This window comes from Streptomyces sp. NPDC058955, from assembly GCF_042741435.1.
Lineage (GTDB): Bacteria > Actinomycetota > Actinomycetes > Streptomycetales > Streptomycetaceae > Streptomyces.
The window spans coordinates 1-19,061 of the sequence record NZ_JBHYKM010000016.1 but is presented as its reverse complement, the minus strand read 5'-3'; the positions used below and the strand labels follow the sequence as shown (position 1 = coordinate 19,061).

Genomic DNA, 19,061 nt, shown 5'->3' with positions numbered 1-19,061 from the left:
CCCCCTCATCTGACGATTCGTCAGTTACGGCGACGGGGCCATGCTGTCGCCTGACGGACCATCAGGCAAGGGTCCTGCCACATCGCCGTGCGGGCGACATGTGGAAGGAGTACAATTTTTTGTACATGACCCACAGAACGGAGGGCCCCGCATGGCTGTGACCCAGATCGACATAGACGAGGACGCGCTGGAGCGGGCCATGGCCCTGTCCAAGGCGCGCACCAAGAAGGAGGCCGTCAACCTGGCCCTGCGGTTCTACGCCGACCGTCAGGAGCGCGCGGCACGCATCGGGCGCCACTTCGAGCGGGCACGCCACTGGGGGGCGGTCGAGGACGCCGAACAGCGGCACCGGGCCGAGAAGGACGCAGGGTGATCTACCTTCTCGACACGTCCGGACTCGTCCGGCTGCTCGGTGACCCCGCACTCCAGTCGGCCTGGTACGACGCGATCGACGCCGAGACGATCGCGTCGTGCTACCCCCAGCGCGCCGAGTTCCTGCACAGCGCCCGGAACGGCCGCGAGTACGACGAGATCGCCGAGATGTTCGCCGAGCTGTACCCCGACGTCGCGGTGCCCAAGAACGCCGGCCGCTGGATCGACTCCGTACAGCGCCGGATGGCGAGGGCCGGGGAGCATCGGAGCGCCTCGGCCGTCGACCTGATCATCGCGGCCACCGCCGCTCACCACGGACTGACCGTCCTCCACGACGATGACGACTACCGAACGGTCGCCCGCCACGCGCCCGACGTGAGCGAGCACAACGTCCGGAACGTCCTGCCCTAGGCGGCACGGGGCGGAGGCCCTGGAGGGACCCCGCCCCGCGCCTCACGGCCTCCAGAGGCCCTCCGGGCTCAGCCCCAGCAGGTCGACGGCGTTGCCGCGGACGATGCGCTCGACGACGTCCGGCGGCAGGTGGCCCATCTGCGCCTCCCCCACCTCCTTGGACTTCGGCCAGGTGGAGTCGGAGTGCGGGTAGTCCGTCTCGTAGAGGACGTTCGCCGCGCCGATCGCGTCCAGGTTGCGCAGCCCGAAGGCGTCGTCGAAGAAGCAGCCGAAGACGTGCCCGGCGAAGAGCTCCGACGGCGGCCGGGTGACCTTGTCGGCGACCCCGCCCCAGGCGCGGTTCTCCTCCCAGACGACGTCCGCCCGCTCCAGGATGTACGGGATCCAGCCGATCTGGCCTTCCGCGTACATGATCCGCAGGTTCGGGAAGCGCTCGAACTTGCCGCTCATCAGCCAGTCGACCATCGAGAAGCAGCAGTTGGCGAAGGTGATCGTGGAGCCGACGGCCGGCGGCGCGTCCGCCGAGGTGGACGGCATCCGGCTGGACGAGCCGATGTGCATCGCGACGACCGTGCCGGTCTCGTCGCAGGCCCGGAGGAACGGGTCCCAGTGGTCGGTGTGGACCGAGGGCAGCCCCAGGTGCGGCGGGATCTCGGAGAAGGCGACCGCCCGCACGCCCCGCGCCGCGTTCCGCCGCACCTCGGCGGCGGCCAGCTCCGGGTCCCAGAGCGGGATGAGGGTGAGCGGGATCAGCCGGCCGTGCGCCTCGGGGCCGCACCACTCCTCGACCATCCAGTCGTTGTACGCGCGGACGCAGAGCAGGCCCAGCTCGCGGTCGGACGCCTCGGTGAAGGTCTGCCCGCAGAAGCGCGGGAAGGTCGGGAAGCAGAGCGCGGACTGGACGTGGTTGACGTCCATGTCGGCGAGCCGGTCCAGAACGGAGAAGGAACCCGGCCGCATCTGCTCGTAGGTGATGACTTCGAGGCGTATCTCGTCCCGGTCGTAGCCGACGGCCGTGTCGAGCCGGGTGAGGGGACGGTGAAGGTCCTCGTAGACCCACCAGTCGCCGATCGGCCCGTCGTCGCCCGGCGCCCCCATGACGGGCGCGAACCTGCCGCCGAGGAAGGTCATCTCCTTCAGCGGGGCGCGGACGATCCGCGGGCCGGTGTCGCGGTACCGGGACGGGAGCCGGTCGCGCCAGACGTGCGGGGGCTCCACGGTGTGGTCGTCCACCGAGATGATCCTGGGGAAGGTCTCCTGGGTCTCCATGTCCTTCACGGTAGCGCCGATCTGACGAACCGTCAGCTATCGTGACGGCCGGTCCCGGTCACAGCTCCTCCACAACAGCGCCCCGATGCTGACGCGCTCCCTCCGGACAAGGCAGACTGTCCGGGGCGATACCACCGGTAGGGGGAGGGGGAGCCATGGGGCAGGACAACGGGCCGCGCGTCCCGGCGCAGGGCCCCGGCGGGCACGGGGCCGGGCCCGGATTCGGCGTGCCCCGGCAGCGGGCGGGGACGGCCGGAGACGCCACGGGACCGACGGCGGACGATCCGGGCGCGACGGCCCCCGCCACGGCGGTCGCGGCGGTCCCCGAGGCGCGGGACGCCAGCACCGGGCTGCGGTTCGGCGTGCTCGGGCCCGTACGGGCCTGGCGGGACGGGGAGGCGCTGGCCACCGGCTCGCCCCAGCAGCGGGCCCTGCTCGCCGCCCTGCTCCTGCGCAGCGGCCGCACCGCCACCGCCGCCGAACTCATCGACGCCCTCTGGGGCGAGGAACCCCCCTCCCAGGCGCTCGCCGCGCTCCGCACGTACGCCTCCCGGCTCCGCAAGGTCCTCGGCGCCGAGGTCCTGGTCAGCGAGTCCGGCGGCTACGCGCTGCGCACCACCGCGCTCGACCTCACCCGCGCCCGGGAACTGGCCGCCGACGCCGAGAAGCTGCGGGCCGGCGGCGACCGGGCCGCCGCCCGCGCCCGGCTCGCCGAGGCCCTCGACCTGTGGGACGGCGAGGTCCTGGCCTCCGTCCCCGGGCCGTACGCCGACGCCCAGCGGACCCGCCTGGAGGAGTGGCGGCTCACCCTCCTGGAGACCCGCGTCGACGTCGACCTGGAGATCGGCGCGCACGCCGAGGCCGTCTCCGAACTGACCGCGCTCACCGCCGCGCACCCGCTCCGCGAGCGGCTGCGCGAACTGCTGATGCTCGCGCTCTACCGCAGCGGACGGCAGGCGGAGGCCCTCGCCGTGTACGCCGACACCCGCCGGCTCCTCGCCGACGAGCTCGGCGTCGACCCGACCCCCGAACTCTCCCGGCTCCAGCAGCGCATCCTCCAGGGCGACGCCGAACTGGCCCGCCCGGTCGAGGAGCAGGCCCCCGCCGCCGCGCCGGTCTCCCGCCCCGCCCAGCTCCCCGCCACCGTCGCCGACTTCACCGGCCGGGCCGCGTTCGTCCGGGAACTCGGCGCGCGGCTCGCCACCGCCGAGGGGTCCGTCATGGCGGTCTCGGCGCTCGCCGGCATCGGCGGCGTCGGCAAGACGACCCTCGCCGTGCACGTGGCCCACGAGGCCCGGCCGCACTTCCCCGACGGACAGCTGTACGTCGACCTCCAGGGCGCGGGCGCCCGCGCCGCCGCGCCCGAGACCGTCCTCGGCTCCTTCCTGCGCGCCCTCGGCACGCCCGACTCGGCCATCCCGGACTCCCTGGAGGACCGGGCGGCCCTCTACCGCTCGACGCTGGACGGCCGCCGCGTCCTGATCCTGCTCGACAACGCCCGGGACGCCGCCCAGATCCGCCCCCTGCTGCCCGGCACCGCCGGCTGCGCCGCGCTCGTCACCAGCCGCATCCGCATGGTCGACCTGGCGGGCGCGCACCTCGTGGACCTGGACGTCATGTCCCCCGAGGAGGCGCTCCAGCTCTTCACCCGGATCGTCGGCGAGGAGCGGGTGCGGGCGGAGCGGGAGGCGGCGCTGGACGTGGTCGCGGCGTGCGGCTTCCTGCCGCTGGCGATCCGCATCGCCGCCTCACGCCTGGCGGCCCGCCGCACCTGGACGGTCTCGGTCCTCGCCGCCAAGCTGGCGGACGAGCGCCGCCGGCTGGACGAGCTCCAGGCGGGCGACCTCGCGGTCAAGGCGACCTTCGAGCTGGGCTACGGGCAGCTGGAGCCGGCCCAGGCGCGCGCCTTCCGCCTCCTCGGCCTCGCGGACGGCCCGGACATCTCCCTGGCAGCGGCGGCGGCCGTCCTCGACCTCCCCCTCTGGGACACCGAGGACCTCCTGGAGGCCCTGGTCGACACGTCCCTCCTCGAATCGGCCGCGCCCGGCCGCTACCGCTACCACGACCTGGTCCGCCTGTACGCGCGCGCGTGCGCCGACCGGGACGAGCACCCCCCGTCGGAGAAGCAGACGGCCCTCTCCCGCCTCCTCGACTTCTACCTGTCGACGGCGGCCCGGGTGTACGCCATCGAGCGCCCCGGCGACCGCCTGGTCGACCACCTCGAACCCACCGAGTACGAGGGCCTGTCCTTCACCGACCGCCACGACGCCCAGGACTGGCTCTACGCCGAGTCCCACTGCCTCCTCGCCTGCGTCCGCCAGTCCGCCTCCTCCCCCACGACCCTCCGCCGCGCGGTGGACCTCCTCTGGGCCTCCCTCGACCTCGCCGAGTCCGGCGCCAACTCCAAGGAGTACGAGGCGGTCGCGACCGTCCTGCGGGAGGCGGCGTCGAAGGCGGGCGACGTACGGGCGGAGGGGCGCGCGGCCCTGACCCTGGCGTATGTCCACCACCACCAGGGCCGCTTCGACCAGGCGGACCGGGAAGCGGACGAGGTCGTCCGCATGGCCCGGTCCGTGGAGGACGTCCTCCCTGTCTGCTGGGCGCGGAACGCCCAAGGCGCCATCGCGCACTACCAGGCGCGTTACGAGGATGCCGACCGGTATCTGACCGCGGCCATCGCGGCGTTCCGCAGTGCGGCGGACCGTGCCGGAGAGGCCGCCGCACTCTGCAACCTCTCCCGGATCCGCCTCGCCACCGGTCGGCACGCCGACGCTGTGAGCATGGCTCAGCAAGGCGTCGGCATGTACGACGAGATGGGGCATGCGCTCAGGGGGGCGAACGGACGCTATGCCCTCGGGCTGGCGCTCACCGAGAGCGGACAGCTCATGGCGGCCGGTGAGCGGCTCCGGGAGGCTCTGGCCGTGTTCGTGGACTGCCGGCAGCGGCTTTGGGAAGGCATGGCGCTGTTCCGCATCGCCGAGGTGGACATCGCCGCAAAGCGCTACGGGTCGGCCGCGTCGAGTGCGGAGAAGGCCTTGACCGTGCTGAGGGACATCGGAGGTCCCTGGCGGCGCGGCAACATCCTCACCGTGCTCGGCCAGGCGTTGGACGCCGTCGGCCAGTCCGGGCGGGCCGAGGTCTGCTGGCGCGAGGCGCTCGCCATCTACGAGGAGTCGAACGCGCCGGAAGCGGTCGGGGTCCGGGCGCTGCTGACCCGGCGGCTCGCCGCCTGACCAGGAGCGTTCGCTCGTTCATCATTCGTTTATCGCGTCGCGGCAGAGTAATTCTCAACGATCCGTCGTGTCGGGGGGCAGACGGGTCGCCGGTGAGGCCGTCGGCCCGACGCACTAGGGTGAGCCGGCCCAGCGGGGCCCGCCCGGCCGTCCAACGGGGGAACAGCCGGACGGGCCCCGTCCACCAGCCAGCGAAAGAACCCATTCAGGAGGGGAAGACATGGCCGACATCAACGCCACCGACCCGATCGCCAAGCCCGAGGACCTGCACATCACGGGCGGAGGAGAGGGCGAGATCGGCACCAAGGACCTGCACATCACGTCCGAGCCGGCCAACGAGATCGCCGAGAAGGTCCTCGGCGACGGCCCCTCGACCGACGACCTCCACATCACGACGGAGCCGGTCAAGTAGACCATTTCCCTCGGGGATATCGGCACCGGCGGCGACTTCGGGGGAGCCGCCGGTGCCATCCACAGGGGGCCGGTCGACGGGGGAGCGCACGGTCCCGGGGGACTCCGGGCGGAACCAGGGGGGATCCGCCCGGCAGGGACCGCGCGCAACACGATCGGACCACCGACGGCAGGGGCCGGGCATCTGCCCGGCCCCTGCTGTCGTTTTGATGCACGTAGAACTACCTGACGAAGCAGCAGATTCCGTATAGCACCGGCGTTCGACTTGCGAGTGATCAGCCTGGAGGCAGACGCGGCCTCCGTCTCCACCTGGCAGCCCGGCGCGATTCCCGGCCTCCTCCAGACGGCGGAGTACGCGCGCGAGATCATCCGGGCGACCGCCATGTCGGACGCGGTCGAGGCCAAGGTCGACGCCCTCGCCGAGGTACGCCTCGCACGGCAGTCGATTCTGACGCGCGAGCAGCCTCTGACCTCGTGGGCCATTCTCTCCGAGGGAGCGCTGCGCGCTCGGACCTCCGACCCGACGATCATGCGTGACCAACTGGGCCGGTTGCTTTCTCTCGGAGCCCGTCCGAACGTGAACATCCAGGTTCTCCGTACCGACGCTCCCCCGCACGTGGGCCTGGAAGGAACACTCTATGAACCACATCGCCGACGCCTCCACCCTGCCCGTCACCTGGTGGAAGTCGACGTACTCGGACACCACCGCACAGTGCGTCGAGTGCGGCCTCGTCGATGCCGACACCGTCGCCGTCCGAGACAGCAAGGCCCCGAACGGCCCCGCCCTGCTCCTGTCCCGGCCCCAGCTGTCCGCGTTCGTCAGCGCGGTCGCGGCCGGGGAGCTCGGCGGTACCGCGTAACGCCTGGGATCGACACGGCCCGCACCCGGGAGGCTCGGGGGGCGGGCCGTTCCGCTGCCCGCTGCCCGACGATGCGCGGTCGTGGCCCCCGCCGCCCCGAAGCTCAAGCTCCGACCTTCGAGCCGTGTTTCTACGGAAGGGGTACGGGCCTGGACTTAACCCGCCCTACCACCCGGCGAGTTGGCCCGACAAGCACGAAGCGTCGCCAACTTGCCACACAGTGTCATATGCCTTTACCGTGCCCCTGAACCTGCGAAAACAGGCGACCCCCGAAGGTGCTGTAACACCCGCGGGGGTCTCGCCACCAGACCGAACTCTCCAGAACAGAGTCGATCCATGACTGACGCCAATCTTAGTGACGCCGCACACCCTCTGGCCAATCCCGGCTACGGCAAACGCACCGCGCCGCACCAGGAACCCCGCGGCCCGCAGGACTTCGCCCATCTCCCGGCCCGCGAAGCCGCCGTCGCCGCCTACGTGGACCGCCTGCCCGACGGCAGCGACATCTCCGTGAAGACGCTGGCCAGGCATCTCCCCTACGGCCAGTGCGCCCTGCGCACCTCCCTCAACCGCATCCAGCGCGCCGGCCATCTGCGCCGGGGGCGCGAGCACCTCGACGGGAAGTGGATCACCCGTACCTGGTTCTCCCGCACACCCCGCGACAGCGCCTGGTGGTCCGCCTTCCAGCAGGGCGACGTGCCCCGGGAGGCCACGAGGCAGACCCGCTCCCGCGCCTACATCCTCCTCGCCGCTCTCGGACGCGAGAACCCCGCCCTGTCCCTCTCCCACATCGAGTGCCGCTCCCTCGTCCCCCTCGTCGAGGAGTGGTTCGCCCGGGACGCCGACGAGACCTCCATCCTGCGCGCCATGACCAGCGGCCTCCCCCAGCCCGTCCACCACCCCGCCGGCCTCGTCCGCCGCCGCCTCAACGACAAACTCCCGCCCCTCCCCACCCGCCGTGAACCCGCACCCCCACGCATCCTCGAATGCGGAAAATGTGGCGCCCCCGGCTACACCGACACCCTCCACGACGGCGACTGCGCCCCCTGCAGAGGCGAACACCCCGCACTCCCCCACCCCCGCCCGGCCGCCCTCCCCGCCCCTCGGGTCCGCGCCCGCGCGGCCGAGATCCGAGAACGAATGGAAGCCGGACGCGGCTGAACCACCCACAGTCCGTTCCGGTACGCCGGGTGTCATCCGGACGGGCGAGCGCCCACCGGGAAGCGGGCCACCAGCAGCGCGCCTCGCTCCCCCGGGTCCTCGATCGTGAGGGTTCCGCCGTGGGTGGTGGCGAGGTCTCTGGCGATGGGGAGGCCCAGGCCGGCGCCGCCGGTGGTGCGGGTGCGGGCTTCGTCGAGGCGGGTGAAGCGGTCGAAGACGCGGGTGCGGTCGGGCGGGGGGATGCCGGGGCCGTCGTCCTGGACCGAGAGGGTCAGTTCCGTCGCCGACTTCAGGACCGTGACCGTGACCTTCGTACGGGCGTGGCGGCACGCGTTGGTGAGGAGGTTGCGGAGGAGGCGGTCCAGGTGGCCCGGGTTGCCCGGGAGGACCGCGGGGGTCGGGGCCTCGCAGTGGAGGGTGAGGGCCGCCGCCTCCGGGAGGTGCTGGTGTTCGCGGACCAGGTCCTCCGCGAGCGCCGACAGGTCGACCGGTTCGCGGACCGGTGGGACCGAGCCGTGGCTCGCGAGGAGCAGCAGGTCGTCGGCGAGGCGCTGGAGGCGGACGACGTCCGCCGCCGCCCCCGCCACCACTTCCCGCCAGTCGTCCACCGACTCCGGGTGCCGCAGGGACGATTCGAGCTGGGCGCGCAGCGCCGCCAGCGGGCTGCGGAGTTCGTGGGCCGCGTCGGCGGTGAACTCGCGCTGCCGGGTGGCGGCGGCCTCGACGCGGTCGAGGGTCGCGTTGGTCGTGCGGGCCAGGTCGGCGATGACGTCGGCGGTCGGCGGGACGGGGACGCGGCGGTCGAGCGACTGCCCGGTGATGTCGGCGAGTTCGCGGCGGATCGCCTCCACCGGGCGGAGCGCCCGGGCGACCATGACGTGCACCAGGAAGCCCGTCAGGAGGGCCGTCAGCGGGACGCCGGTGGTGACGGCGATCCAGTAGACCTTGTCGAGCGTGTCGTGCGCGTCGTTGAGGGTCTGGAAGGTGCGGACCGCCGCGAAGAAGAGCACGCCCGTCGCTCCCGCCGCCGTCAGCGCCACCCGGCCGCGGAAGGAGATCCTGGTGCCGCCCCGGCCCATCGCCGCCGCGACCGCCGCCGCGGTGATGAGCCCCGCGGAGGGACCGACGCAGGCGATGGCCCAGCGGAACGCCTTCTCGGCGACGTCGACCTTGCCGTGCTCGTTCTCGCGGACGAGCCAGAGGCCGTAGGTGGCGTACAGGCAGGCCGTCACGACGGCGGCGACCGCCGCGCCCCGGAGCCGTACCCACCACGGGCCGCCCTTCCCAGCCAGGAGGCAGACGACGGCCACGTACAGGGCCCCGAGCCAGGTGCCCCAGGTGGTGATCCACTCGATCTGCGGGCCGACCCGGTCGTCGTTCAGGTGGACGGCGGGCCAGGTGGAGCGCGGTCCCGCCGCCCGGTCCGCGTACTGGAGCCAGGCCACCGCGCAGCCGACGACGAGGGTCGCCGCGAGGCCGGACGCCCAGACCGGGCGGGTCGCCCACACGGGGCGGCCGGGCTCACGCACGGCCGCTCACCCGGTAGCCGGCGCCTCTCACCGTCTCGATGGTCTCGCGTCCGAAGGGGGCGTCGATCTTCCTGCGCACGGCGCTGATGTAGACGTGCACGATGTTCGGGTCGCCGGTGAAGTCGGCGGACCACACCTCGTCGAGGACGTCGACGACGGGCACCACCTCGTCGAGGCGGCCGAGCAGGCAGTGCAGGACGGCGAACTCCTTCGGGGTGAGGGCGATCTGCTCGGCGCCCCGGCCGCAGGTGCGGCGGGCCGGGTCGAGCCACAGGTCGCCGGCCTCCAGGAGGGCGGGGGTGCGGGCGCCGCCCCGGCGGACGAGGGCCCGCAGCCGGGCCTCCAGGACCACGTACGAGAACGGTTTCGCCAGGTAGTCGTCGGCGCCGGTGTCCAGGCCCTCGGCCTCGTCGTACTCGCCGTTCTTCGCGGTGAGCATCAGCACCGGCACGTCGTTGCCCTCGGCGCGCAGCCGGGCGCAGACCTGGTAGCCGCTGAGGCCGGGCAGCATCAGGTCGAGGAGGACGGCGGCGTAGCGGTGTTCGCGGGCCAGGTGGAGTCCGGTGACGCCGTCGTGGGCCACGTCGACGGTGTAGCCGACGGCCGTGAGACCGCGCCGCAGCGAGGCGGCTATCCGTTCCTCGTCCTCGATCACCAGGATGCGCATGGCCCCGAGTATCGCCTCTGGCCGGGGCCGGTCCTGAGGAATTCCTCAGGGAGCTTCAGGGGCCCTTCAGGGGGTGCCGCCGAAGCTGCCTCCCATGCTCATGATCACCGCACCCGAGGCGCCGCCGCTGCGCAGGCCGGCGGATCCGTCCCGGCGGGGGCCGGCGCTCGTCGCCGTCGTCCTGTTCGTCCTGCACACCGCGTTCGCGCTGCGGAACCACGCCCGGTTCCGGACGACCGGCTACGACCTGGGGATCTTCGGGCAGGCGGTGCGGTCGTGGGCGGAGGGGCGGCTGCCCGCGTCGGAGATCCGGACGGCGACGGCCCCGGCCGGTTTCGGGGGCGAGGCGCTGCCGCTGCTCGGGGACCACTTCCATCCGGTGCTGGCGCTGCTCGGTCCGGTGTACCGGCTGGTGCCGCGGGTGGAGCTGCTGCTGGTGGCGCAGACGGCGCTGGTCGCGGTGGCGGTGTACGTGACCGGGCGGACCGCCCAGCGGCATCTGCCCGCACGGCCGTTCGCCGGTCCCGTGGTCGGCGCGGCCTGCGGTCTGGCGTGGGGCGTGCAGACGCTGGTCGGCTTCGACTTCCACGAGGTGGCGTTCGCGCTGCCGCTGCTGGCGCTGGCCTGCCGGGCGTATCTGGACGGGCGGCTGCGGGCGGCGGCCTGGTGGGCGGCGGGGCTGCTCCTCGTGAAGGAGGACCTGGGGGCGACGGCCGCCGTCCTCGGGCTGCTGGTCGCGCACCACGGGCGGGACCGGCGGACGGGATGGTTCCTCGTCGTCGGGTCGGTGTTCGCCACGCTGCTCGTCCTCAAGGTGGTGGTCCCGGGCTTCGCGCCCGACGGACGCTATCTGTACGCCGAGCAGGTCGACGGCGGGTACGGGCTCCTCGACGGCTGGTCCGTGAAGGTGCTCACCCTCCTCGCGCTGCTCGCCGTCACCGGCGGCCTGGTGCTGCGCAGCCCGCTGGCGTGGCTGCTGCTGCCCACGTTGGCCTGGCGGTTCACCTCGTCGGTGCCGTCCCACTGGGAGCCCGGGCTGCACTACTCGGCCGTGCTCGTGCCGATCGCGTTCGCGGCCCTCGTGGACGCGCTGCGGCGCGGGGCGCGGCTCCCCCTGGCCGTACCGCTCGGAGCCGTCCTGCTGCTCCTGCCCCTCCAGCCGACCGCCCAGCTCGTCACGCCGGGTTTCTGGCGGGAGGGTCCGCGCGAGGCGGCGGCGCGGGCGGCGGTGGCGCGGGTGCCGGACGGGGTGCGGGTGGCGGCGAGCAACGCACTCGCCCCGCACCTCACGGACCGGACGGTGGTGCGGCTCGCGGCGCCGGGGCTGCCGGGCCGGGAGCCGGCGGTGGAGTGGCTGGTGGTGGACCGGGCGGACGGTTTTCCGGCGGGCGCGACGGAGGGCGTCCTGCGGGAGGCGGCCGGCGACCCGGGGTGGCGGGTGGTGTCGGAGGAGGCCGGGATCGTGCTGCTGCGCCGTGAGAGGCCCTAGCTGCGGGCGTAGGAGCCGAGGCCGACGAGGCAGTAGACGTACTCGCTGATGGTGGTGCCGTTCATGGTGTAGCGGTGCGAGAAGGCGTACTCCGTCTTGGGGTTGGCGTTGCACTTGTTCATGTCGGAGGTGAAGGGGAAGGTCTGGATGACCTTGTAGTGGGCGTCCGAGGCCGAGCAGGGGACCTCTTCGACGCCGCTGACGGACTGGGCGGTCTCGGAGTCCGGCAGGGTGCCGTTGAGGCAGGTGCCCTTGTCGTACGGGTCGGGCTCCTCCTCGGTGGGGGTGGCGGTCGCGGTGGGGGCGAGGTCGCCGAGGTCGAGGCTGGGGAAGGGCGAGACGGAGAAGGTGGGGACGGTGGGCCGGGCGTCGGGGGTGTCCTTCTCGTCGTTGGCGTCGAGGAGGTACAGGCCGCCGATGATCGCGCCGATGACGAGGAGCGGGACGAGGCAGCCGGCGACGCCGGACCTGCGCTGCTGCGGGGCCTGGCCGCCGGCGACGGTGATGCGGAGGAGGACGGTCCCGCCGCCGAGCCGGACGGGGACGACGTCTCCGTGGCGGCAGGGCGGGACGTGGAGCTGGGTGGGGCCGCCGGGCAGGGTGACCGGGATGACGACTCCGGTGGCGGCCTGCTGCGGGGTGAGGGTGAGGGGGATCTCCTGGGTGGACACCTGCTGCTCCTCGGATCGGAGGGGGACGGGGAGTGCGCGCCTCTATGACGTGTACACGCGGCGGAGTGGTTGCGTCCGCGGAGGGCTTTCTGTAAACGGATTCCAATCCTCCGGAACGGTCTCCCGCCCGCCTCAACCCCGCCTCCGCAGCTCCCCCTTGACCACCTTCCCGCCCGCGTTCCGCGGCAGCTCCGCCACGAACTCGACCTCCCGGGGCACCTTGTAGTTCGCCATCTCCCGCCGCGACCAGGCGATCAGGTCGTCGGCGGTGATCCGCGCGCCCGGCCGCCGCACCGCGAACGCCTTGCCGACCTCGCCGAGCCGGGCGTCGGGGACGCCGATGACGGCGACGTCGGCGATGTCCGGGTGCAGACCGAGGAGTTGCTCGATCTCGGCCGGATAGGCGTTGAAACCGCCGACGATGAACATGTCCTTGAGCCGGTCGGTGATCCGCAGGTTCCCGGCCCCGTCGAGGACGCCGATGTCGCCGGTGCGCAGCCAGCCGTCCGCGTCGATCGCGGCGGCCGTCGCCTCCTCGTCCTCGAAGTAGCCGCGCATCACGTTGTGCCCCCGGACCAGCACCTCGCCCGAGCCGGAGAGCCGGACCTCGACGCCCGGGACGGCCCGGCCGGAGGTGGTGGCGACGACCTCGTCGGGGTCGTCGCGGCGGCACATGGTGACGAGGCCGCTCGCCTCCGAGAGGCCGTAGGCGGTGAGGACGGTGCCGATGCCCAGCTCGGAGCGGAGCCGCTCGACCAGGAGCAGCGGCACGACCGCGGCGCCGGTGACGACCAGGCGGAGGCTGGAGAGGTCGTGGGCGGCGCGGGCCGGGTGGTCGAGGAGCGACTGGTGGAGGGTGGGCGGGCCGGGCAGCACGCTGATCCGCTCGGCGGCGATGTTGGCGAGGACGGTGTCGACGGTGAAGACCGACTGCGGCACGATCACCGCGCCGCGCATCAGACAGGCGAGGACGCCCGCCTTGTAGCCGAAGGTGTGGAAGAACGGGTTCACCACCAGATAGCGGTCGCCCTCCGCCAGGCCCGCGAGGGCGGCCCACTCGGCGTAGCAGCGCAGGCTCTGGGCGTGGCTGATGACGGCGCCCTTGGGGCGGCCGGTGGTGCCGGAGGTGTAGATGATGTCGGAGGGACCGTCCGGGTCGATGGCGTCGGCACGGGCCCGCACGCGCTCCGCCGGGACCCGGTCGCCCTCGGCGAGGAACTCCTTCCAGGTGGTCCACTCGGCCTCGTCGGGCGCGGTGTCACCGAGGACGACGACCCGCTCCAGGTCCGGCAGCGGCACCCCGGCGCGGCGCAGCGAGGCGACGTACGAGGTGCCGAGGAAGGTGCCGGTGACGAAGAGCAGCCGGGCGCGGGAGCGGGCGAGGACGTCGGCGGCCTCGGTGCCCTTGAAGCGGGTGTTGAGCGGGACGAGGACGGCGCCGGCGGTGACCGCGCCGAGGGCGGCGACGATCCAGTCGAGGCTGTTGGGCGCCCAGACGGCGACCCGGTCGCCGGCGCGTATCCCGGTGGCCAGGCAGGCCGCGGCGGACCGCTCCACCCGGGCGGCGAGTCCGGCGTACGAGATCCGGGTGCGGCCGTCGGCGACCGCCTCCCGGTCGCCCCACCGCTCCCCCGCCGACCGGACGAGTCCCGGGATCGTGCCCCACTCCAGGTCGCCGCGCACGTCCATCCCCAACCTCCCGGTAGCCGTCCCGTAGCTGACTATCCGTCAGATTAGTTGTAGCCTGACGCGCTGTCAGCAGTGCTGCCCCATGAGGAGGTCCGGTGCTCAAGGACGCCACCGCCATCGTCGGCATAGGACAGACCGCCTTCGCGAAACAGCTCCCGGAGACCGAGAAGGCGCTCGCCTGCCAGGCGATCCTCGCCGCCCTCGACGACGCCGGCATCGCCCCGTCCGAGGTCGACGCCTTCGCCTCCTACACCATGGAGGAGACCGACGAGGTCGAGGTCGCCAAGGCCATCGGCGCCGGCGACGTCACCTTCTTCTCCAAGGTCGGCTACGGCGGCGGCGGCTCCTGCGCCACCGTCGGCCACCTCGCCGCCGCCGTCGCCACCGGCCAGGCGAGCGTCGGCGTCGCCTGGCGCTCCCGCAAACGCGGCTCAGGCCCCCGCCCCTGGAAGAACACCGCCGTCCAGCTCCCCACCCCCGGCCAGTGGACCCGCCCCTACGGGCTGCTCCGCCCCGCCGACGAGATCGGCATGCTCGCCCGCCGCTACATGCACGAGTACGGCGCCACCCGCGACCACCTCTTCAACGTCGCCCTCGCCTGCCGCAACCGCGCCAACCAGAACCCGGCCGCGATCATGTACGAACGCCCGCTGACCCGCGAGATGTACATGACCTCCCGCTGGATCAGCGAACCCCTCTGCCTCTTCGACAACTGCCTGGAGACCGACGGCGCCCTCGCCTGCGTCATCGTCTCCGCCGCCCGCGCCCGCGACTGCCGGCAGAAGCCCGTCTACGTCCACTCCGCCGCCCAGGGCCTGCCCGCCCAGCACCACGGCATGGTCAACTACTGGAACGACGACCCCCTCAGCGGCCCCGCCTGGACCGCCGCCCGCCACCTGTGGAAGACCGCCGACTTCGGCCCGGACGACGTCGACGTCGCCCAGATCTACGACGCCTTCACCCCCCTCGTCCCGCTCTCCCTGGAGGGCTACGGCTTCTGCGGCCGCGGCGAGGGGGCCGCCTTCACCGAGGGCGGCGCCCTCGAACTCGGCGGCCGGCTCCCCCTCAACACCGGCGGCGGCGGCCTCTCCGAGGCGTACGTCCACGGCTTCAACCTCATCAACGAGGGCGTGAAGCAGCTCCGCGGCACCTCCACCGCCCAGGTGCCGGACGCCGCCACCTGCCTCGTCACCGCCGGCGAGGGCGTCCCCACCTCGGCCCTACTCCTCAGGAGCTGACCCGATGCTGAACCCCGTCATCGACGAAGACGGCGCCCCCTTCTGGGAGTTCACCGCCCGCGGCGAACTGCGCGTACAGGGCTGCGCGGACTGCGGCGCACTCCGCTTCCCGCCCCGCCCCTGCTGCCCGCACTGCCAGTCCTTCGCCACCGAGTGGCGGCTCATGTCCGGCCGCGGCCGGATCTGGTCGTACGTGCTCCCCCACCCGCCGCTCCTCCCCGACTACGCCGAACAGGCCCCCTACAACGCGGTCCTCGTCGAACTCGCCGACGCCCCCCGCATCCGCCTCGCCGGCAACGTCGTCACCGCCCCCGACGCGCCCCTGAACTCGCTCGACCCCGCCCGCCTGCGGATCGGCGCCCCCGTCCGCGTCGCCTTCACCGAGATCGACGGCATCGCCGTCCCCCGCTGGATCCTGGAGCGCGGATGACGATCTCGCTGGAACGGGACGAGGAGACCGGCGTCGCCGTCGTCACCCTCGACCGGCCCGACCGGCTCAACGCGATCACCCTCGCCATGGCGGACGAACTCGCCGCCGTCTGGCGGGGGTTCCGCTACGACGACGGGATCCGGGCGATCGTCCTCACCGGCGCCGGCGGCCGGGCCTTCTGCACCGGCATCGACCGCGACGACGCCGGCCGGGTGCCGCAGCCCTCGTCCCCGTACACCATCGACGACCCGCTGCTCCGCATCGGCCCCAAGGCCAACGACCTGTGGAAACCGGTGATCGCCGCGGTGGAGGGGATGGCCTGCGGGGGCGCCTTCTACCTGCTCGGCGAGGCCGAGTTCCTGATCGCAGGCGAGACGGCGACCTTCTTCGACCCGCACACCACCTACGGCATGGTCAGCGCCTTCGAGACCGTCCACATGGCGCAGCGGATGCCGTTCGGGGAGGTCGCCCGGATGGCCCTCATGGGCTCCGCCGAACGGATCTCCGCGCGGCGGGCCTACGAGACCGGGCTGGTCAGCGAGGTGACGGAGCCCGGCGGGGCGGCGGCCGCCGCGCGGGAGGCGGCGGCCGTCGTCGCCTCGTACCCCACCGGGGCCGTCCAGGGGACCGTACGCGCCCTCTGGTCCGCCAAGGAGTCCGTCAGGTCCCAGGCCCTCGCCCAGGCCCCGCACCTGGTGACGCTCGGCAACCTGCCGGCGGACCGGCAGGCGGAGCTGTTCACGGGGCGGGCGGCGGGGCACCGGCTGCGGTAGCCGCCGCCCCGCGCGCCCGTCGGGCGCGGCTACGCCTCGCGGACGTCGTACACCCAGCAGTTCCGCACGCGGTCGACGGCCTTCGGGTTCTTCATCCTCACGTCGAAGGTCTTCGTCTCGTACGGCTTGACGGTCACGTCCACGACCGCCGAGTCCACCGCCGAACCCGCGGCGCCCTTGAACTCCAGCGTCACCTTGAAGGTGGTCTCGGTCAGCGCGTCCGAGGTGATCCGCAGGGTCGCCGTGGTGTCCGCCTTGCGGGCCGGCCTGCCCTTGCGCTTCTTCTGCGCGGGCTTCACACAGTCGACGACGACCACCTTCGCGATGGCGGTGGTGGTGCTGGGCGCGGGCTCGGCGGTGTACTCGCCGCCGCTGCCACCGCTGTCGCTGCCGCCGCCGGAGTCGCCGCCGCCGGAGCCCGCGTAGTCGTCGTTGTCCTTCTTGTCGCTGGAGCAGCCGCCCCCGCCGCTGCTCTTGCTCTTGCTCTTGCCGCTGCCGCCGCCCTTGCCGCCGGAGCTCGTCTGGAAGCCGGTCAGCGCCAGCACCACGACCGTCAGCGTGGCGGCCATCTTCACCCGGGTGCGTACCATCGCCGTCTCTTCCCTCCCGTCGCCGTGTGCGCGCCACACCCTATCGGCGGCCCCGGCCGCCGCGTGGCGGGCCCCCGGCACCGGGCGTAGCGTCGACAGCGAGAGCCGGACCGCGCAGCCCCCGAGGAGGCCGATCGATGATCCGCAACGTCGTCGGCTCGGTCCTGGCCCTCGCCGGAGCGACGGCCGCCGTCTGGAGCCCCTTCCGTGCCTGGTACGACGGCCGTCACGGCAGCGACTATCCGATCGAGGACCTCTTCACCGGCATCACCGACGGCGGCGCCGAGGTGATCGGCTCGATCCTGCTGCCGTTCGCCTTCGCCGCCCTCGTCACCGTCCTCGGCGTGGTGCTGCGCTCCCGGGTGCTCGTCGCCGTCGCCGGGCTGGTCGTCCTCGGCTTCACGGTCCTGTGGATGGTCCGGGTCGGGCAGGCCGAGGGGAGCCTGGTGGTCTCCGGGGACGGGCGCGGCCTCGGCGACGGCGTCGCCAACGCCTTCGGCGGCGGGGTCCTGCTGCTGCTCGGCGCGCTCGTCATGTCCGGCCGCGCCAAGGCCCACCGGCTGGAGCCGGCCGGGCCGCCGCCCACGCACCCGACGCTCGACGGGCAGCCGCCGGCCACATCGCCCCCGGGGGCCCCGTACGACGCCGAGACCCGGGCCATGCCGTACGCCGCCCCGGGCCACTACGACGTCCCGGCCGAGCCGCCGCGCGACCGCGACCGGGACGAACACCCGAGGGGTTAGCGGGCGGCCGCCGAGCCCCGCCCCGTGGCCGTGCCCTTCGCCGCGTCGAGCGCGTACACGCAGCGGTCCTTGCTGCACGCGTACACGACGCCGCCGCGCACCACCGGCGAGCCGGTGATCTCGCCGCCGGTGGCGAGCTTCCAGCGGAGCTGTCCGCCGGTCGCGTCCAGGGTGTAGAGGACGTGGTCGGCGGAGCCGAAGTGGACCCGCCCGTCGGCGACGACAGGGGTGCCGACCAGCTCGGAGCCGGCCGCGAACCGCCACCGGGGGGTGCCGGTGACCGCGTCCAGGGTGTAGAGCGCGCTGCCGCTGCCGACGTGCACGTTGCCGTCCGCGACCAGCACCGGCTCGGACGACTGGCGCTGCTCGGTCGCGATCCGCCAGCGGTCCTGGCCGGTGGTGGCGTCGAGGGCGTACACCGTGCCGAGGTGGTCGGCGAGGTAGACACCGCCGCCGGTGACGGCCGGGCCGGGCGCGAACGCGGGCGGGGAGAGGAAGACGGCGGGCGCCTCGAAGTGCCAGCGGACGTGCCCGGCGGCGATGTCGAGGGACAGGACGCGGGTGCCGGCCGAGACGTACACACAGCCGTCCTCGGCCGGCGCGACCCGGACCGGCACGTGCCCGCAGGAGGCGGCGTCGCCGATCGGGTACGACCAGCGCTCGGTGCCCGTGCGGGCGTCGAGGGCCTGGAGCCGGGCGTCCCGCCACACGTAGACGGTGTCGCCGTGGATCGCCGGGCCCGCCTCCGGGGTCTCGAAGTCCGTCTGACAGCCGGTGATCTCCCACAGCTTGGCGCCGTTGGACGCCTCCCAGCCCTGGACGCCGCCGCCCCGGGTGCCGGTGACGACGGTGCCCCGGTCCACCCGGAGGGAGTACACCCAGGCGTCGGTGCGCAGCCGCCAGCGCTCGCCGCCGTCGGTGGCGTCCAGCGCGTACAGCGTCGGCCCGTCGGAGGCGTGGATCCGGCCCCCGGCCACGGCCATCGACCAGGCCACGTCCCGGGTCTTGAACTGGCGCCGGCCGGACGCGGTGTCCAGCGCGTGCACCTCGAAGGAGGTCACGTACAGCAGGTCGCCGTCGACGACCGGAGTCCCCCACACGTCGTTCGACATGCGGAAGCGCCACGGCCGCCACGGGCCGGGCTCCGGCGCCGCCTGCGGCTGGGCCTGCTGCGGCACGGGCGAGGGCGCGGGCGCGGCCTCGCCGCCGGGCGGCCGGAGCCAGCCGGTGGCGTGCGGGTCGGCGGCCTGGCCGACGGCGAGCGCCGCCCGGGTGTCCGCGACCCGCGGGCCGGGGCCGATCGGCACGGTGGCGGGGGCGGGGCGCCCCGGCCCGCCCCCCACCCCCGCCCGGCCCCCGGGGCGCCCGCCCCCCGGCGCGGGGCCCGGGGCGCGGGCCGGGGGGCGCCCCCCGCCCCGGGCCCGGGGGCGGGCCCCGCCCCCCGCCCCCGGGCCGGCGCGGGGGCCCCGCGACGGGCTCGGCACCGAGGGCACGCGGGCGGCGTCGCTGTACCGCCCGGTGGCGC

At 73.7% G+C, this 19,061-nt stretch carries 18 protein-coding genes and 1 pseudogene; 12 read left to right on the top strand and 7 right to left on the bottom strand.

Features of this window, described 5'->3' with window-relative positions; all coding sequences use genetic code 11:
* Nucleotides 1-151: 151 nt before the first annotated feature.
* On the top strand, nucleotides 152-373 hold the full coding sequence (locus ACFW1I_RS09500) for a type II toxin-antitoxin system VapB family antitoxin (RefSeq protein WP_384667975.1): 222 nt from the start codon (nucleotides 152-154) through the stop codon (nucleotides 371-373).
* Nucleotides 370-783, top strand: coding sequence for a PIN domain-containing protein (locus ACFW1I_RS09495; RefSeq protein ID WP_384667972.1), 414 nt, complete (start codon nucleotides 370-372; stop codon nucleotides 781-783). Before ACFW1I_RS09500 ends, ACFW1I_RS09495 begins: the two co-directional genes overlap by 4 nt.
* Before the next feature lie 42 nt (nucleotides 784-825).
* Here the strand turns inward: ACFW1I_RS09495 and ACFW1I_RS09490 are convergent, their stop codons facing one another.
* Nucleotides 826-2,052 carry an amidohydrolase family protein gene (locus ACFW1I_RS09490; protein WP_384667970.1) on the bottom strand — a complete coding sequence of 409 codons (1,227 nt, stop codon included), beginning with the start codon at nucleotides 2,050-2,052 and terminating at the stop codon, nucleotides 826-828.
* Between the two features lie 155 nt (nucleotides 2,053-2,207).
* Between ACFW1I_RS09490 and ACFW1I_RS09485 the strand changes: the two genes are divergently transcribed.
* The 5 genes and pseudogenes from ACFW1I_RS09485 (at nucleotide 2,208) to ACFW1I_RS09465 (ending at nucleotide 7,717) form a co-directional block, all read left to right on the top strand.
* Nucleotides 2,208-5,285 carry a BTAD domain-containing putative transcriptional regulator gene (locus ACFW1I_RS09485; protein ID WP_384667969.1) on the top strand — a complete coding sequence of 1,026 codons (3,078 nt, stop codon included), beginning with the start codon at nucleotides 2,208-2,210 and terminating at the stop codon, nucleotides 5,283-5,285.
* A gap of 220 nt (nucleotides 5,286-5,505) precedes the next feature.
* A complete protein-coding gene (locus tag ACFW1I_RS09480; RefSeq protein ID WP_384667966.1) occupies nucleotides 5,506-5,697 on the top strand; it encodes a hypothetical protein in 192 nt (63 codons plus the stop codon).
* Between the two features lie 270 nt (nucleotides 5,698-5,967).
* Nucleotides 5,968-6,276, top strand: a pseudogene (locus tag ACFW1I_RS09475) (DUF5753 domain-containing protein); the annotation flags it as partial.
* Between the two features lie 58 nt (nucleotides 6,277-6,334).
* Nucleotides 6,335-6,556 carry a DUF397 domain-containing protein gene (locus ACFW1I_RS09470; protein WP_384667965.1) on the top strand — a complete coding sequence of 74 codons (222 nt, stop codon included), beginning with the start codon at nucleotides 6,335-6,337 and terminating at the stop codon, nucleotides 6,554-6,556.
* 336 nt (nucleotides 6,557-6,892) lie between these two features.
* The gene (locus ACFW1I_RS09465; RefSeq protein WP_384667963.1) at nucleotides 6,893-7,717 is read left to right on the top strand and encodes a hypothetical protein; all 825 of its coding nucleotides are present in this window, start codon (nucleotides 6,893-6,895) and stop codon (nucleotides 7,715-7,717) included.
* 32 nt (nucleotides 7,718-7,749) lie between these two features.
* Here ACFW1I_RS09465 and ACFW1I_RS09460 read toward each other — a convergent pair whose 3' ends face one another.
* Nucleotides 7,750-9,246, bottom strand: coding sequence for a sensor histidine kinase (locus tag ACFW1I_RS09460; protein ID WP_384667961.1), 1,497 nt, complete (start codon nucleotides 9,244-9,246; stop codon nucleotides 7,750-7,752).
* Complete coding sequence (locus ACFW1I_RS09455) at nucleotides 9,239-9,913, bottom strand: response regulator transcription factor (RefSeq protein ID WP_384667959.1); 675 nt, start codon at nucleotides 9,911-9,913, stop codon at nucleotides 9,239-9,241. The genes ACFW1I_RS09460 and ACFW1I_RS09455 overlap by 8 nt, the downstream gene beginning before the upstream one ends.
* Nucleotides 9,914-10,007: 94 nt before the next feature.
* Here ACFW1I_RS09455 and ACFW1I_RS09450 point away from each other — a divergent pair, with 94 nt between their 5' ends.
* Complete coding sequence (locus tag ACFW1I_RS09450) at nucleotides 10,008-11,402, top strand: DUF2079 domain-containing protein (RefSeq protein WP_384667957.1); 1,395 nt, start codon at nucleotides 10,008-10,010, stop codon at nucleotides 11,400-11,402.
* On the opposite strand, the gene ACFW1I_RS09445 is transcribed toward ACFW1I_RS09450, so the two are convergent.
* Both ACFW1I_RS09445 and ACFW1I_RS09440 read right to left on the bottom strand, forming a co-directional pair.
* Nucleotides 11,399-12,073, bottom strand: a complete 675-nt coding sequence (locus ACFW1I_RS09445; RefSeq protein ID WP_384667954.1) for a hypothetical protein — start codon at nucleotides 12,071-12,073, stop codon at nucleotides 11,399-11,401. The two genes, ACFW1I_RS09450 and ACFW1I_RS09445, sit on opposite strands and share 4 nt — an antisense overlap.
* Nucleotides 12,074-12,205: 132 nt before the next feature.
* Nucleotides 12,206-13,756, bottom strand: a complete 1,551-nt coding sequence (locus ACFW1I_RS09440) for a FadD3 family acyl-CoA ligase (RefSeq protein WP_384668106.1) — start codon at nucleotides 13,754-13,756, stop codon at nucleotides 12,206-12,208.
* Between the two features lie 101 nt (nucleotides 13,757-13,857).
* On the opposite strand from ACFW1I_RS09440, the gene ACFW1I_RS09435 reads away from it, so the two are divergent.
* The 3 genes from ACFW1I_RS09435 to ACFW1I_RS09425 are packed head-to-tail and all read left to right on the top strand — an operon-like array spanning nucleotide 13,858 to nucleotide 16,203.
* Nucleotides 13,858-15,000, top strand: a complete 1,143-nt coding sequence (locus ACFW1I_RS09435) for a lipid-transfer protein (RefSeq protein ID WP_384667952.1) — start codon at nucleotides 13,858-13,860, stop codon at nucleotides 14,998-15,000.
* Between the two features lie 4 nt (nucleotides 15,001-15,004).
* Entirely contained in the window at nucleotides 15,005-15,430 is a 426-nt protein-coding gene (locus tag ACFW1I_RS09430; protein ID WP_384667950.1) for a Zn-ribbon domain-containing OB-fold protein, read from the top strand.
* The gene (locus ACFW1I_RS09425) at nucleotides 15,427-16,203 is read left to right on the top strand and encodes an enoyl-CoA hydratase/isomerase family protein (protein ID WP_384667947.1); all 777 of its coding nucleotides are present in this window, start codon (nucleotides 15,427-15,429) and stop codon (nucleotides 16,201-16,203) included. The genes ACFW1I_RS09430 and ACFW1I_RS09425 overlap by 4 nt, the downstream gene beginning before the upstream one ends.
* 29 nt (nucleotides 16,204-16,232) lie before the next feature.
* Here the strand turns inward: ACFW1I_RS09425 and ACFW1I_RS09420 are convergent, their stop codons facing one another.
* Complete coding sequence (locus ACFW1I_RS09420; protein WP_384667944.1) at nucleotides 16,233-16,793, bottom strand: hypothetical protein; 561 nt, start codon at nucleotides 16,791-16,793, stop codon at nucleotides 16,233-16,235.
* A 137-nt stretch (nucleotides 16,794-16,930) separates the two neighbouring features.
* Between ACFW1I_RS09420 and ACFW1I_RS09415 the strand changes: the two genes are divergently transcribed.
* The gene (locus tag ACFW1I_RS09415) at nucleotides 16,931-17,536 is read left to right on the top strand and encodes a hypothetical protein (protein ID WP_384667942.1); all 606 of its coding nucleotides are present in this window, start codon (nucleotides 16,931-16,933) and stop codon (nucleotides 17,534-17,536) included.
* On the opposite strand, the gene ACFW1I_RS09410 is transcribed toward ACFW1I_RS09415, so the two are convergent.
* The coding region (locus ACFW1I_RS09410; RefSeq protein ID WP_384667940.1) for a PQQ-binding-like beta-propeller repeat protein at nucleotides 17,533-19,061 on the bottom strand (1,529 nt) is incomplete at its 5' end. The genes ACFW1I_RS09415 and ACFW1I_RS09410 overlap by 4 nt on opposite strands.